The 12864-nt window shown below is 67.9% G+C and carries 8 protein-coding genes; 5 read left to right on the top strand and 3 right to left on the bottom strand.

Annotated features, from left to right (window positions below; all coding sequences use genetic code 11):
• Positions 1–47 precede the first annotated feature (47 nt).
• Both DMO17_RS02205 and glnE read right to left on the bottom strand, forming a co-directional pair.
• On the bottom strand, positions 48–971 hold the full coding sequence (locus tag DMO17_RS02205) for a branched-chain amino acid transaminase (RefSeq protein ID WP_110680668.1): 924 nt from the start codon (positions 969–971) through the stop codon (positions 48–50).
• 40 nt (positions 972–1011) lie between these two features.
• Positions 1012–3915 carry a bifunctional [glutamate--ammonia ligase]-adenylyl-L-tyrosine phosphorylase/[glutamate--ammonia-ligase] adenylyltransferase gene (glnE, locus tag DMO17_RS02200; protein ID WP_110680667.1) on the bottom strand — a complete coding sequence of 968 codons (2904 nt, stop codon included), beginning with the start codon at positions 3913–3915 and terminating at the stop codon, positions 1012–1014.
• Positions 3916–4159: 244 nt separating this feature from the next.
• On the opposite strand from glnE, the gene aceE reads away from it, so the two are divergent.
• The 3 genes from aceE (at position 4160) to DMO17_RS02185 (ending at position 8810) form a co-directional block, all read left to right on the top strand.
• Positions 4160–6805, top strand: a complete 2646-nt coding sequence (gene aceE, locus DMO17_RS02195; RefSeq protein WP_110680666.1) for a pyruvate dehydrogenase (acetyl-transferring), homodimeric type — start codon at positions 4160–4162, stop codon at positions 6803–6805.
• Positions 6806–6816: 11 nt separating this feature from the next.
• Entirely contained in the window at positions 6817–8469 is a 1653-nt protein-coding gene (gene aceF / locus DMO17_RS02190; protein ID WP_110680665.1) for a dihydrolipoyllysine-residue acetyltransferase, read from the top strand.
• Positions 8470–8606: 137 nt separating this feature from the next.
• The gene (locus DMO17_RS02185) at positions 8607–8810 is read left to right on the top strand and encodes a hypothetical protein (RefSeq protein ID WP_110680664.1); all 204 of its coding nucleotides are present in this window, start codon (positions 8607–8609) and stop codon (positions 8808–8810) included.
• Here DMO17_RS02185 and DMO17_RS02180 read toward each other — a convergent pair.
• Positions 8776–9306: a hypothetical protein gene (locus DMO17_RS02180; RefSeq protein WP_110680663.1), complete on the bottom strand. Its 531-nt coding sequence runs from the start codon at positions 9304–9306 to the stop codon at positions 8776–8778. The genes DMO17_RS02185 and DMO17_RS02180 overlap by 35 nt on opposite strands.
• A gap of 78 nt (positions 9307–9384) precedes the next feature.
• Here DMO17_RS02180 and DMO17_RS02175 point away from each other — a divergent pair, with 78 nt between their 5' ends.
• Complete coding sequence (locus DMO17_RS02175; RefSeq protein WP_110680662.1) at positions 9385–12078, top strand: bifunctional diguanylate cyclase/phosphodiesterase; 2694 nt, start codon at positions 9385–9387, stop codon at positions 12076–12078.
• A 118-nt stretch (positions 12079–12196) separates the two neighbouring features.
• A complete protein-coding gene (gene msrA, locus DMO17_RS02170; RefSeq protein WP_110680661.1) occupies positions 12197–12844 on the top strand; it encodes a peptide-methionine (S)-S-oxide reductase MsrA in 648 nt (215 codons plus the stop codon).
• The last annotated feature ends 20 nt before the right edge of the window (positions 12845–12864 follow it).

The raw sequence follows: 12864 nt of genomic DNA, 5'->3' as shown, positions 1-12864 counted from the left end.
ATGCGCGGGGAGGCACGTGGCCTCCCCTATCAGGCTTCAGCGTCCGCTCACTTGACCAGCGTGCGCCACTCGGCGTGGGCGCTGGTCTTGCCGGTGACCAGGTCGAAGTAGGCCTTCTGCAGCTTCTCGGTGACCGGGCCGCGGCGGCCGGCGCCGATCTGCCGGCCATCCACTTCGCGGATCGGCGTGACTTCGGCGGCGGTGCCGGTGAAGAAGGCCTCGTCGGCGATGTACACCTCGTCGCGGGTGATGCGCTTCTCCACCACCTTGATGCCGTGCTCGGCAGCCAGGGTGAGGATGGTGCTGCGCGTGATGCCGTTGAGGCAGGAGGTCACTTCCGGGGTGTACACCACGCCGTCCTTGACCAGGAAGATGTTCTCGCCGGAGCCTTCGGCCACGTAGCCTTCCGGGTCCAGCAGCATGGCCTCGTCGGCGCCGCCGGAGATGGCTTCCTGCAGGGCCAGCATCGAGTTGATGTAGTTGCCGTTGGCCTTGGCGCGGGTCATGGAGATGTTGACGTGGTGGCGGGTGTAGGAGCTGGTGCGCACCTTGATGCCGCTCTGCAGCGCTTCCTCGCCCATGTAGGCGCCCCAGTTCCAGGCCGCGACTATCACGTGCACCTTGAGGCCCGAGGCGCGCAGGCCCATGCCCTCGCTGCCGAAGAACACCATCGGGCGCAGGTAGGCGCTTTCCAGGCCGTTCTCACGGACGGCGGCGCGCTGCGCCTCGTTGATCTCTTCCTTGGAGAAGGGGATCTGCATGTTGAAGATGTGCGCCGAGTCGAACAGGCGGTCGGTGTGGGCCTGCAGGCGGAAGATGGCGGTGCCGTCCGGGGTGTTGTAGGCGCGCACGCCCTCGAACACGCCCATGCCGTAGTGCAGGGTGTGGGTCAGTACGTGGGTGGTGGCGTCGCGCCACGGCACCAGCTCGCCGTCGTACCAGATCACGCCATCACGGTCGGACATCGACATCTTTACCACTCCTCAGTGTTCGTTTCATTCGATTCGCGGGTCAGCTCAGGCCCAGCGCGCGCCACAGGCGCATGACGCTTCGGCGTTCGGCGGCGAACTGGTCGCCGCCGACCTTGCCCGGCTGCTTCTGCAACGCCTGCCGGTGGGCGGCGGAGCGATAGGCCTTGTAGGCCTCCTGCAGCAGCTCGACGTCCGCGGCGGGCAGCAGCCCAGCATCGCGCAGGCCGTCGAGAATGCGGATGTTGTCGGTGTAGCGGTGCAGCTCGGGATGCCGCCCTGACCACGCCAGGGCCGCGTATTGCACCATAAATTCGATATCGACGATACCACCGGCGTCCTGCTTCAGATCGAAGGAAGCCGCGGCGTCGAAGGCGTTTTCCGCGGTGCCGGCGGCGGTCGCCGGGGTGCCCAGGTTGTCGCGCATCTTGGCGCGCATCTCGCTGACTTCCGCCTGCAGCTTGGCCGGGTCGCGCTCGCGTTCGAGGATCGCCGCACGGACCCGCTCGAAGCCTTCGGCCACCCGGCCGCAGCCGGCCAGCACGCGGGCGCGCACCAGGGCCTGGTGCTCCCAGGTCCAGGCCTCGCTCTCCTGGTAGCGCTGGAAAGCGCCGAGCGAGCTGACCAGCAGGCCCGCCGCCCCCGAGGGCCGCAGGCGCATATCCACCTCGTAGAGCTGGCCGGAGGTGGTCTGGGTGGTCAGCAGGTGGATGATGCGCTGGCCCAGGCGGGCGAAGAACTGCGCGCCATCGATCGGCTTGGCGCCGTCGGTCTCGGCCTGCGAGTCGCCGTCGTGGATGAACACCAGATCCAGGTCCGAGCCGTGGCCCAGCTCCAGGCCACCGACCTTGCCGTAGCCGACGATGATGAAGTCCGGGTCGCACAGGCTGCCGTCGGCGCGCCGCGGAGTGCCGTACTTGGCCACGGTCTGGCGCCAGGCCAGGGCCAGCACCTGGTCGAGGATGGCCTCGGCCAGCCAGGTCAGGTAGTCCGAGACCTTCATCAGCGGCAATGTGCCGGCGATCTCCGAGGCGGCCACGCGCAGGCCGTGGGCCAGCTTGAAGTGGCGCAGGGCCTCCATCTGCTGCTCCAGATCGTCCTCGGGGATGCGCGTCAGGCGTTCGCGCAGCTCGGCGGCCAGCTCCGGCGCCAGCGGCGGCTTGAACAGGCGGCCCTCGTTGAGCAGCTCGTCGAGCAGCAGCGGGAAGCGGGTGATCTGCTCGGCGATCCACGGGCTGGCCGCGCACAGCGTCATCAGCCGCTGCAGGGCGCCGGGGTTCTCGGTGAGCAGCACCAGGTAGGCCGAACGCCGCGCCACCGCCTCCACCAGCGGCAGCACGCGCTCCAGCACCAGATCGGGATTGGCGTGCTCCACCGCCTGCGCCAGCAGGCGCGGGACGAAGGCGTCCAGGCGTTCGCGCCCGAGGCGCTGCATGGTGCGCACCTGGCTGCCGCCGCGCAGGTCGATCAGGCGCTTGAGGGCGGCCGCCGGCTCGGCAAAACCGGCCTCGGCCAGCTGACGCACGGCCATGTCCGGCTCCAGCGCCTCCTCCCACAGCGGCAGCCACTCGCCGCCGATGCAGCTCTCGGCCTCGCCGCCCTCCTCGTCGTCGGGGTCTGCAATGACCTGGCGGAAGTGCCACTCGATGCGCCCACGCCAGTGCATCAGGCGCTCATGGAAGCTCGCCCAGTCGGCGAAGCCCATGATGCAGGCCACCCGCGCGCGGTCGAGGTCGCTGTCCGGCAGCATCTGCGTCTGGCGGTCGGCGATGGCCTGCAGGGCATGCTCGGTGTAGCGCAGGAAGCGGTAGCCCTGCTGCATCTCGGCGACCACCGCCGGCGGCAGGTAACCCTGGCCCTCCAGGGTTTCCAGCACCTTGAGCAGCGGCCGCTGCTGCAGGCTGAGGTCGCGCCCGCCGTGGATCAGCTGGAAGGCCTGGGCGATGAATTCCACCTCGCGGATGCCGCCCGAGCCGAGCTTGACGTTGTCGCTCATGCCCTTGCGCCGCACTTCCTGCTGGATCAGCTGCTTCATGGCGCGCAGCGCCTCGATGGCGGAGAAGTCCAGGTAGCGCCGATAGACGAAGGGCCGCAGCATCTCCAGCAGCTGCCGGCCGGCGGCCTGGTCGCCACCGACCACGCGCGCCTTGATCATGGCGTAGCGTTCCCAGTCGCGGCCCTGGTCCTGGTAGTACTGCTCCAGGGCATTGAAGCTGAGCACCAGGGCGCCGGCCGAGCCATAGGGGCGCAAGCGCATGTCGACGCGGAACACGAAGCCGTCGACGGTGATGGCGTCCAGCGCCTTGATCAGCCGTTGCCCCAGGCGGGTGAAGAACTCCTGGTTGTCCAGCGCGCGCTTGACCCCCTCGGTCTCGCCACCCTCGGGGTAGCCGAAGATCAGGTCGATGTCCGAGGACAGGTTCAGCTCGTGGGCACCGAGCTTGCCCATGCCGAGGATCACCAGGTGCTGCGGCTGACCGCTGCGGCGGCCGATCGGCGTACCGAACTGTTCGCAGTGGCGCGGGTAGAGCCACTGGTAAGCGCCGTCGATGCAGGCATCGGCCAGGTCGGAAAGGTCGCCACAGGTCTCGCCCAGGTCGGCCTGGCGGGTCAGGTCGCGCCAGATGATGCGCAGCTGCTGGCGGTTGCGGAAGCGGCGCAGGCGCCGGCCCAGCTCGTCCTCGTCGGCGCAGTCCTGCAGCAGGGCCTGCAACTGCGCGCGCAGCTCCCCGGCGGCGAAGCGTCGCTCCAGCTCGCCACTCGCCCCCAGCGCCGGCAGCAGCCCGGGATCGCGCACGGCCTGCTCGAAGACGAAGTCGCTGAGCGCGCAGAGCCGCCGCAACGCCTCCGCGCGCGGCGCCGGCCAGTCGGCGGGCAGCAGCGTGGCGGCGCGTTCGGCGAGGGCTTGCAGGGGGGCCGGCAGGGCGGCCAGTGGCGGCAGGCTCATGGTCTATCCTTGGGGACGGGTAGCCCGCCCCGAATCCACCCAGGCGCCACTGCCCTTCCAGAGAAAACTGTAGTTTTACTACTAAAGAATGTGTCCCGGACTCTACAGGCGCCATCGAAATGTAGTAAAACTACAAAAGCGACCATGAGCACTCTGGTCGACCACGACTTCACGTAGCCCGCCCAAAAAGCGTGCACGAGCCCAGGCCTCCGATTCTGGAAGCCTTTCCGCCCTGGAGCAAGCCATGCAAGACCTCGATCCCGTCGAAACCCAGGAATGGCTGGACGCCCTCGAGTCCGTCCTCGACAAGGAGGGCGAGAAACGCGCCCACTACCTGCTGACCCGCATGGGTGAACTGGCCACCCGCAGTGGCACCCAGCTGCCCTATGCGATCACCACGCCCTACCGCAACACCATCCCGGTCGGCCATGAGGCACGCATGCCCGGCGACCTGTTCATGGAGCGGCGAATCCGCTCGCTGGTGCGCTGGAACGCGCTGGCCATGGTGATGCGCACCAACCTGCAGGACCCCGACCTGGGCGGTCACATCTCCAGCTTCGCCTCCAGCGCGACGCTCTACGACATCGGCTTCAACTACTTCTTCCAGGCCCCGACCGAAGAACACGGCGGCGACCTGATCTTCTTCCAGGGCCACGCCAGCCCCGGCATCTACGCCCGTGCCTTCCTCGAGGGACGCATCAGCGAAGAGCAGATGAACAACTTCCGCCGCGAAGTCGACGGCAAGGGCCTGTCCTCCTACCCGCACCCCTGGCTGATGCCGGACTTCTGGCAGTTCCCCACCGTGTCCATGGGCCTCGGCCCGATCCAGGCCATCTACCAGGCACGCTTCATGAAGTACCTGGAAAGCCGCGGCTTCATCCCCGCCGGCAAGCAGAAGGTCTGGTGCTTCATGGGCGACGGCGAGTGCGACGAGCCGGAATCCCTCGGCGCCATCTCCCTGGCCGGCCGCGAGAAGCTGGACAACCTGATCTTCGTCATCAACTGCAACCTGCAGCGCCTGGACGGCCCGGTGCGCGGCAACGGCAAGATCATCCAGGAACTCGAAGGCGTGTTCCGCGGCGCCGAATGGAACGTCAACAAGGTGGTCTGGGGCCGCTTCTGGGACCCGCTGCTGGCCAAGGACAAGGACGGCATCCTGCAACGCCGCATGGACGAGGTGATCGACGGCGAGTACCAGAACTACAAGGCCAAGGACGGGGCCTACGTGCGCGAGCACTTCTTCAACAGCCCCGAGCTGAAGGAGATGGTCAAGGACCTCTCCGACCAGGAAATCTGGAACCTCAACCGCGGCGGCCACGACCCGTACAAGATGTACGCGGCCTACCACCAGGCGGTGAACCACAAGGGCCAGCCGACCGTGGTCCTGGCCAAGACCATCAAGGGCTACGGTACCGGTGCCGGCGAGGCGAAGAACACCGCGCACAACACCAAGAAAGTCGATATCGACAGCCTGAAGAAATTCCGCGACCGCTTCGACATCCCGGTCAAGGACGACGAGCTGGAGAGCCTGCCCTTCGTCAAGGCCGAGCCGGGCAGCCCGGAATACAAGTACCTGCACGAGCGCCGCGCGGCCCTCGGCGGCTTCGTGCCGCAGCGCCGCACGCAGAGCTTCAGCATCCCGACCCCGCCGCTGGACACCCTCAAGGCCATCCTCGACGGCACCGGTGACCGCGACATCTCCACCACCATGGCCTTCGTGCGCATCCTCTCGCAGCTGGTCAAGGACAAGGACCTGGGCGCGCGCATCGTGCCCATCGTGCCGGATGAAGCGCGCACCTTCGGCATGGAAGGCATGTTCCGCCAGCTCGGCATCTACTCCTCGGTCGGCCAGCTGTATGAGCCGGTGGACAAGGACCAGGTGATGTTCTATCGCGAGGACAAGAAGGGCCAGATCCTCGAGGAAGGCATCAACGAGGCCGGCGCCATGTCCAGCTGGATCGCCGCCGGTACTTCCTACTCCACGCACAACCAGCCGATGCTGCCGTTCTACATCTTCTACTCGATGTTCGGCTTCCAGCGTATCGGCGACCTGGCCTGGGCCGCCGGCGACAGCCGCGCCCGTGGCTTCCTGATCGGCGGTACCGCCGGCCGCACCACGCTGAACGGCGAAGGCCTGCAGCACGAGGACGGCCACAGCCACATCATGGCCGCGACCATCCCCAACTGCCGCACCTACGACCCGACCTACGGCTACGAGCTGGCGGTGATCATCCGCCACGGCATCAAGGAGATGATCGAGCAGCAGCAGAACGTCTTCTACTACATCACCGTGATGAACGAGTCCTACCAGCAGCCGGCCCTGCCGGCCGGTACCGAGGAAGGCATCATCAAGGGCATGTACCTGCTCGAAGAGGACAAGAAGGAGGCCGCCCACCACGTGCAGCTGCTGGGTTCGGGCACCATCCTGCGCGAAGTGCGCGAGGCGGCGAAGATCCTGCGCGACGAGTTCAACATCGGCTCGGACGTGTGGAGCGTCACCAGCTTCAACGAACTTCGCCGCGACGGCCTGGCCGTGGAGCGCTGGAACCGCCTGCACCCGGGGCAGAAGCCCAAGCAGGCGTTCATCCAGGAATGCCTCACCGGGCGCAAGGGCCCGGTGGTCGCCTCCACCGACTACATGAAGCTGTTCGCCGAGCAGGTGCGCCAGTGGGTGCCCAGCAAGGAGTACAAGGTGCTCGGCACCGACGGCTTCGGCCGCAGCGACAGCCGCAAGAAGCTGCGCCACTTCTTCGAGGTGGACCGTTACTGGGTGGTCCTGGCCGCGCTCGAAGCGCTGGTCGACCGTGGCGAGATCGAAGCCAAGGTGCTGGCCGATGCCATCGCCAAGTTCGGCATCGACCCTGAAAAAGCCAATCCCCTGGACTGCTAAGGAGCGTAGCGATGAGTGAGTTGATTCGCGTACCCGACCTCGGCGGTGAAGGCGAGGTCATTGAACTGCTGGTCAAGGTCGGCGACCGCGTCGAGGCCGAGCAGAGCATCCTGACCCTGGAGTCCGACAAGGCCTCCATGGAAGTCCCTGTGCCCAAGGCCGGGGTGATCAAGGAACTGAAGGTCAAGCTGGGCGACCGCCTCAAGGAAGGCGACGAGCTGCTGGTGCTGGAAGTCGAGGGCGCTACCCCGGCCGCCGAGCCCGCCGCGGCTGCCGTCGCGGCCGAGGCGCCCAAGGCCGCGGAAGCGGCGCCCGCTGCAGCGCCGGCAGCGGCCCCTGCCGCCGCCAGCGTGCAGGACGTGCACGTGCCGGACATCGGCACCAGTGGCAAGGTCAAGGTCATCGAGGTGCTGGTCAAAGCTGGCGATACCATCGAGGCCGACCAGTCGCTGATCACCCTGGAGTCGGACAAGGCCAGCATGGAAATCCCCGCGCCGGCCGCCGGCGTGGTGGAGGAAGTCGTGGTCAAGCTGGACGCCGAAGTCGGCACCGGCGACCTGATCCTCAAGCTGCGCGTGGCAGGCGGCGCCAATGAGGCTGCTGCAGCCCCCGCGGCCGCCCCGGCACCGGCAAGCGAGCCGGTGCATCGCACTCCGCCGGGCGCCAAGCCCGAGGTGGCCGCCGAGGTTGGCGCCATCGCCGCCCTGGCCGCCGCCGCTGCCGCCGTGACGCCGCCTGTGCGTGACGGCAGCAAGGTGCACGCCGGCCCGGCGGTACGCATGACTGCCCGCGAGTTCGGCGTCGACCTGGCCGCCGTGCCGGGCACCGGCCCGAAAGGCCGCATCCTCAAGGAAGACGTGCAGAACTACGTCAAGGCCATGCTGCAGAAGGCCAAGGAGGCCCCGGCCGCCGGCGCCACCGGCGGTGCCGGCATCCCGCCGATCCCGGAAGTGGACTTCAGCAAGTTCGGCCCGGTCGAAGAGGTGCCGATGACCCGCCTGATGCAGGTCGGCGCCGCCAACCTGCACCGCAGCTGGCTCAACGTGCCGCACGTGACCCAGTTCGACAGCGCCGACATCACCGAGCTGGAAGCCTTCCGCGTGGCGCAGAAGGCGGTGGCGGAGAAGGCCGGGGTCAAGCTGACCGTGCTGCCGCTGCTGCTCAAGGCCTGCGCCCACCTGCTCAAGGAGCTGCCGGACTTCAACAGCTCGCTGGCCCCGTCCGGCAAGGCACTCATTCGCAAGGGCTATGTGCATATCGGCTTCGCCGTGGACACCCCGGATGGCCTGCTGGTCCCGGTGATCCGCGACGTCGACCAGAAGAGCCTGCTGCAGCTGGCCGCCGAGGCCGCCGAACTGGCGGAGAAGGCGCGCAGCAAGAAGCTGTCGGCGGACGCCATGCAGGGCGCCTGCTTCACCATCTCCAGCCTCGGCCATATCGGCGGCACCGGCTTCACGCCGATCGTCAACGCGCCGGAAGTGGCGATCCTCGGGGTGAGCAAGGCGACCATGCAGCCAGTATGGGACGGCAAGGCCTTCCAGCCGCGCCTGATGCTGCCGCTGTCGCTGTCCTATGACCACCGGGTGATCAACGGGGCCGCCGCCGCGCGCTTCACCAAGCGCCTGAGCGACGTGCTGGGCGATATCCGCACCCTGCTGCTGTAACGAACCACGCTGTGCTTTGGAGGCATCGACGCCTCTCCCCCTCGGCCCCGCCACCTGGCGGGGCTTTTTTATGCGGGCAGTGACACGCGACGATAATGGCCAAGTGCTAGCCTGTGCAGGTTACCGGAGGCCAGGCCATGCAGATCCGCGTCGTCGCACCGACAGCCGAGCAGCCGCAGTGGCGGCTCTACCTCAACCAGTACTTCATCGCCTGCAGCAGCGAGGAAGAGGCGCTGCGCCTGGCTCAGGAAGCCGCCCTGAACGACCAGCGCCGCGGCCTCTTGCCGCTGCGCTGCGGCAGGCCGCTCAGTTCTTCTGCAGATTGCGAATCAGGAAGCTGATCGCCTTGGCCAGGTCCTCGGCGCCCTGGTGGTCGCGCAGCACGGTGATCCACGGGCTGCCGTCGGCCGGGCTGCTCAGCACGCAGGTGATGCCGCCGACCGGACAGTCGTAGTGGATGTAGGGATCGAGGCCGAACACCGACAGGCGCCGGTTGCTCACCGCCAGGCTGTTGGCGTGTTCCGCGCGGGTTTCCTGGCGCACCAGCAGCTCGCCGGGGCCGGCGATGCTCAGCTGGTAGCGCAGGTCGCTGCGCTGCGCCGGGGCCTTGCCCAGCTGGTAGCCGGCACGCAGGGCGTAGGTGTCGAGCAGCGCGTTGCTGTGCGCCAGCAGCGCCTTGCGCTCGTCCTTGGTCAGATACAGCCGCTTGAGGTCGGCCAGGTAGCGTGCCTGCTCCTCTCCGCTCAGCTGGGCTTCGCTGGCCTGCGCCGGGGCGGCGCTGCCCAGGCTCAGCAACAACAGCAACCCGCTCAGTCTTCTTGTCAGTCCCAGCCGCATGATGCACCCTTGCTCGACGTTGGTAGATGTGACAGACCCTAGCCTGCCCCAGGCAGCATACTGGAAGCCAGTCGTTCGATGAAAAGCCATCCCGATGCCGCCAGCCGTTCGGCGGCCGAGGTTGTGACGCAGTTGCCGGTGCCGTCACGCCTGGGCATGTTGCGCTTCGAACGCATCAACGAACCCAGCTGGACCCTGCTGTTCCTCGACCCGGCCTGCGAGCGCCAGCTCGGCGTCAGTGCCGGCGAGCTCTGCGCCCTGCTCGACTCGCCCTACGCCAGCCTGATGGAACCCGAGGCGCGCTACCGCCTGCACGACGAAATCCAGCTGCAGCTGCTGAGCGCGGCCCACTACTCGGTGCGCTACCGCCTGCACACGCCCAATGGCGCCCTGCACCTGCTGGAGATCGGCGAACCCTTCCAGCAGCGCGGCCGCCAGCTGCTGCGCGGCTACCTGCTGGTCTGCACCGAGCCCGAGCAGGCCCTGGTCGAGGAGCGCCTGCAGGCGCTGGAGGAGCAGAACCAAAAGCTCAAGACTTCCCTGGAGCTGTACCAGCACGCCCAGGAGGAGCACCTGCAGCACCTGATCCGCTCGCGCGCCCAGCAGAGCCTGATCGTGCGCCTGGCCCGGCATCGCTACAACGCCCTCGACCCGCTGCGCGAGGCCGCCGAGCTGATCACCCAGGCTGCCTGCGAAACCTACGAGGTCGCCCGTGCCAGCATCTGGCACCTGCGCGACGAGCGCCTGGAGCCGGTCGCCCTGTACCGCCGCGACATCGAGCGCCACGAGCTGCCGGCGCCCATCGATGCGCGCCAGTTCCCGCGCTACCTCGACGCCCTGCACAGCGGCCGCGCCATCGACGCGCACAACGCCCAGCGCGACTCGCGCACCAGCGAACTGGCGCGCAGCTACCTCAAGCCACTGGGCATCGGCGCCATACTCGACGCCAGCATCCGCCTCGGCGGCGAGGTGGTCGGCGTGCTGTGCCTGGAGCACATCGGCCCGCCGCGCACCTGGCAGGCCGACGAGATCGCCTTCGCCGGCGAACTGGCCGACCAGTTCGCCCAGGTCATGAGCAACCAGCAGCGGCGCGACGCCACCAGCGCCCTGTTCCTGTTCCAGCGCGCCGTCGAGCAGAGCGCCAGCGCCTTCCTGCTGTTCGACCGCGACGGCCTGGTGCAGTACGTCAACCCCAGCTTCACCGCCATCACCCAGTACGGCGCCGAGGAAGTGCAGGGCCGGCGCATCTCCCAGCTGCCGGCGCTGGAGAACCTCGGCGACCTGCTGTTCGACGCCCAGGCCGGGCTGGCCGAGCGCAGCAGCTGGCAGGGCGAGCTGCGCAGCCGGCGCAAGAACCTGGAGCCCTACTGGGGCCAGCTGTCGATCTCCAAGGTGTACAACGACGACGGCGAGCTGACCCACTACATCGGCATCTACGAAGACATCACCCAGAGCAAGCTGGCCCAGCAGCGCATCGAGCGCCTGGCCTACAGTGACAACCTCACCGGCCTGGGCAACCGCCCCTACTTCATCCGCTGCCTGGAGGAGCGCTTCGCCCGCCGCGACGGCCAGGCCTTCAGCCTGCTGCTGGTGGACATCGACAACTTCAAGCGGATCAACGACAGCCTCGGCCACCAGACCGGCGACAAGCTGCTGGCCAACCTGGCCCGGCGCCTGCGCAACAGCCTGGGGCAGAACACCAGCCTGGCGCGCTTCGCCGGCAACGAGTTCGCCGTGCTGCTCGATGGCGCCGAGCCGGAGAGCAGCCTGCAGCGCGCCCAGGAACTGCTCGGCACCCTGGACAAGCCGCTGTTCGTCGACAACCAGCTGATCAGCGTCAGCGGCTCGGTCGGCCTGGCCTGCGCGCCGGCCCACGGCGACGATCCGCACCTGCTGATGAAGCACGCCGGCCTGGCCCTGCACAAGGCCAAGGCCAACGGCAAGCATCAGGTGCAGATGTTTACCGAGGCGCTCAACGCCGAGGCCAACTACAAGCTGTTCGTCGAGAACAACCTGCGCCGCGCCCTGACCCAGAACGAGCTGGAGGTCTACTACCAGCCCAAGCTGTGCCTGAAGAGCGGCCAGCTGGTCGGCCTGGAGGCCCTGCTGCGCTGGCAGCACCCGGAGAAGGGCATGATCAGCCCGGAGCAGTTCATCAGCGTGGCCGAGGAGACCGGCCTGATCATCCCCATCGGCAAGTGGGTGGTACGCCAGGCCTGCCGCGCCAGCCTGGAACTGGCCGCGCTGGGCATGGGCCAGGTGCAGGTGGCGATCAACCTGTCGGCCAAGCAGTTCACCGACCCCGACCTGGTCGGCTCGATCGCCACCATCCTCGCCGAGGAGCAGCTGCCGGCCCACCTGCTGGAAGTGGAGCTGACCGAGAGCCTGCTGCTGGAAGGCAACGACGATACCCGCCAGCAGGTGGCACGCCTCAAGGCCCTGGGCCTGACCCTGGCGATGGACGACTTCGGCACCGGCTATTCCTCGCTGAGCTACCTGAAGAAGTTCCCCATCGACGTGATCAAGATCGACCGCAGCTTCATCAAGGACATCCCGGAGAATCAGGACGACATGGAGATCACCTCGGCGGTGATCGCCATGGCCCACAACCTCAAGCTCAAGGTGGTCGCCGAGGGCATCGAGACCGCCGCCCAGCTGGCCTTCCTCCGCCGCCAGCAGTGCGACGTCGGCCAGGGTTACCTGTTCGACCGGCCGATCCCCGGCCGCGAGCTGGTCGGCAGCCTGCGTCGCTACCCCTGCCGCGGCGCCTGAGCTCTCCCCTCGCCCGTTCACCCGAGCGGGTGCTGTAATTTTTGCCCGCCCCCGCCGTCTACCCCCCATGTCGGGGTAAGCTATCCCCCGCCCTCATCGCCATCACGGGGAACAGATCATGGTCCTGCGCTCGCAAATCCTCGCCCACAAGCTCGAACTGCCCAGCGCCGAGCAGGCCCTGCCGGGCCGGGCCGAACCCCTGGCAGTCCCGGCCGCCCATCATGTCAACGGCAACCCGCTGCGGGGCCCCTTCCCCGCCGGCCTGCAACAGGCAGTGTTCGGCCTCGGTTGCTTCTGGGGCGCCGAGCGGCGTTTCTGGCAACAGCCGGGCGTGTGGAGCACCGCCGTCGGCTATGCCGGCGGCCATACGCCGAACCCGACCTACGAGGAAGTCTGCTCCGGCCTGACCGGCCATACCGAGGTGGTGCTGGTGGTGTTCGACCCGCAGCTGACCTCCTACGAGCAGCTTCTGAAGGTCTTCTGGGAAGCGCACAACCCGACCCAGGGCATGCGCCAGGGCAACGACATCGGCACCCAGTACCGCTCGGCCATCTACTGCTTCGACGCTGCCCAGCGCGTCGCTGCCGAAGCCAGCCAGGCGCAGTTCCAGGCCGAACTGAAGAAGGCCGGCTTCGGCGCCATCACCACCGAGATCGCCGACGCCCCGCCGTTCTACTATGCCGAGGCCTACCACCAGCAATACCTGGCCAAGAACCCCGGCGGCTACTGCGGCCTGGGCGGCACCGGCGTGTGCCTGCCGGGCTGAGTGCCGCCGCGAGACGAACC

The organism is Aquipseudomonas alcaligenes (assembly GCF_003205495.1).
Taxonomy (GTDB): Bacteria; Pseudomonadota; Gammaproteobacteria; order Pseudomonadales; family Pseudomonadaceae; genus Aquipseudomonas; species Aquipseudomonas alcaligenes_B.
Note: the sequence above shows the minus strand (reverse complement) of the source record. Positions and strands in the feature narration are given on the sequence as shown.

Excerpts from the sequence above, each read along its gene's own strand:
- DMO17_RS02205 (WP_110680668.1), bottom strand. The coding sequence starts at position 971 with ATGTCGATGTCCGACCGTGATGGCGTGATCTGGTACGACGGCGAGCTG.
- glnE (WP_110680667.1), bottom strand. The coding sequence starts at position 3,915 with ATGAGCCTGCCGCCACTGGCCGCCCTGCCGGCCCCCCTGCAAGCCCTC.
- aceE (WP_110680666.1), top strand. The coding sequence starts at position 4,160 with ATGCAAGACCTCGATCCCGTCGAAACCCAGGAATGGCTGGACGCCCTC.
- aceF (WP_110680665.1), top strand. The coding sequence starts at position 6,817 with ATGAGTGAGTTGATTCGCGTACCCGACCTCGGCGGTGAAGGCGAGGTC.
- DMO17_RS02185 (WP_110680664.1), top strand. The coding sequence starts at position 8,607 with ATGCAGATCCGCGTCGTCGCACCGACAGCCGAGCAGCCGCAGTGGCGG.
- DMO17_RS02180 (WP_110680663.1), bottom strand. The coding sequence starts at position 9,306 with ATGCGGCTGGGACTGACAAGAAGACTGAGCGGGTTGCTGTTGTTGCTG.
- DMO17_RS02175 (WP_110680662.1), top strand. The coding sequence starts at position 9,385 with ATGAAAAGCCATCCCGATGCCGCCAGCCGTTCGGCGGCCGAGGTTGTG.
- msrA (WP_110680661.1), top strand. The coding sequence starts at position 12,197 with ATGGTCCTGCGCTCGCAAATCCTCGCCCACAAGCTCGAACTGCCCAGC.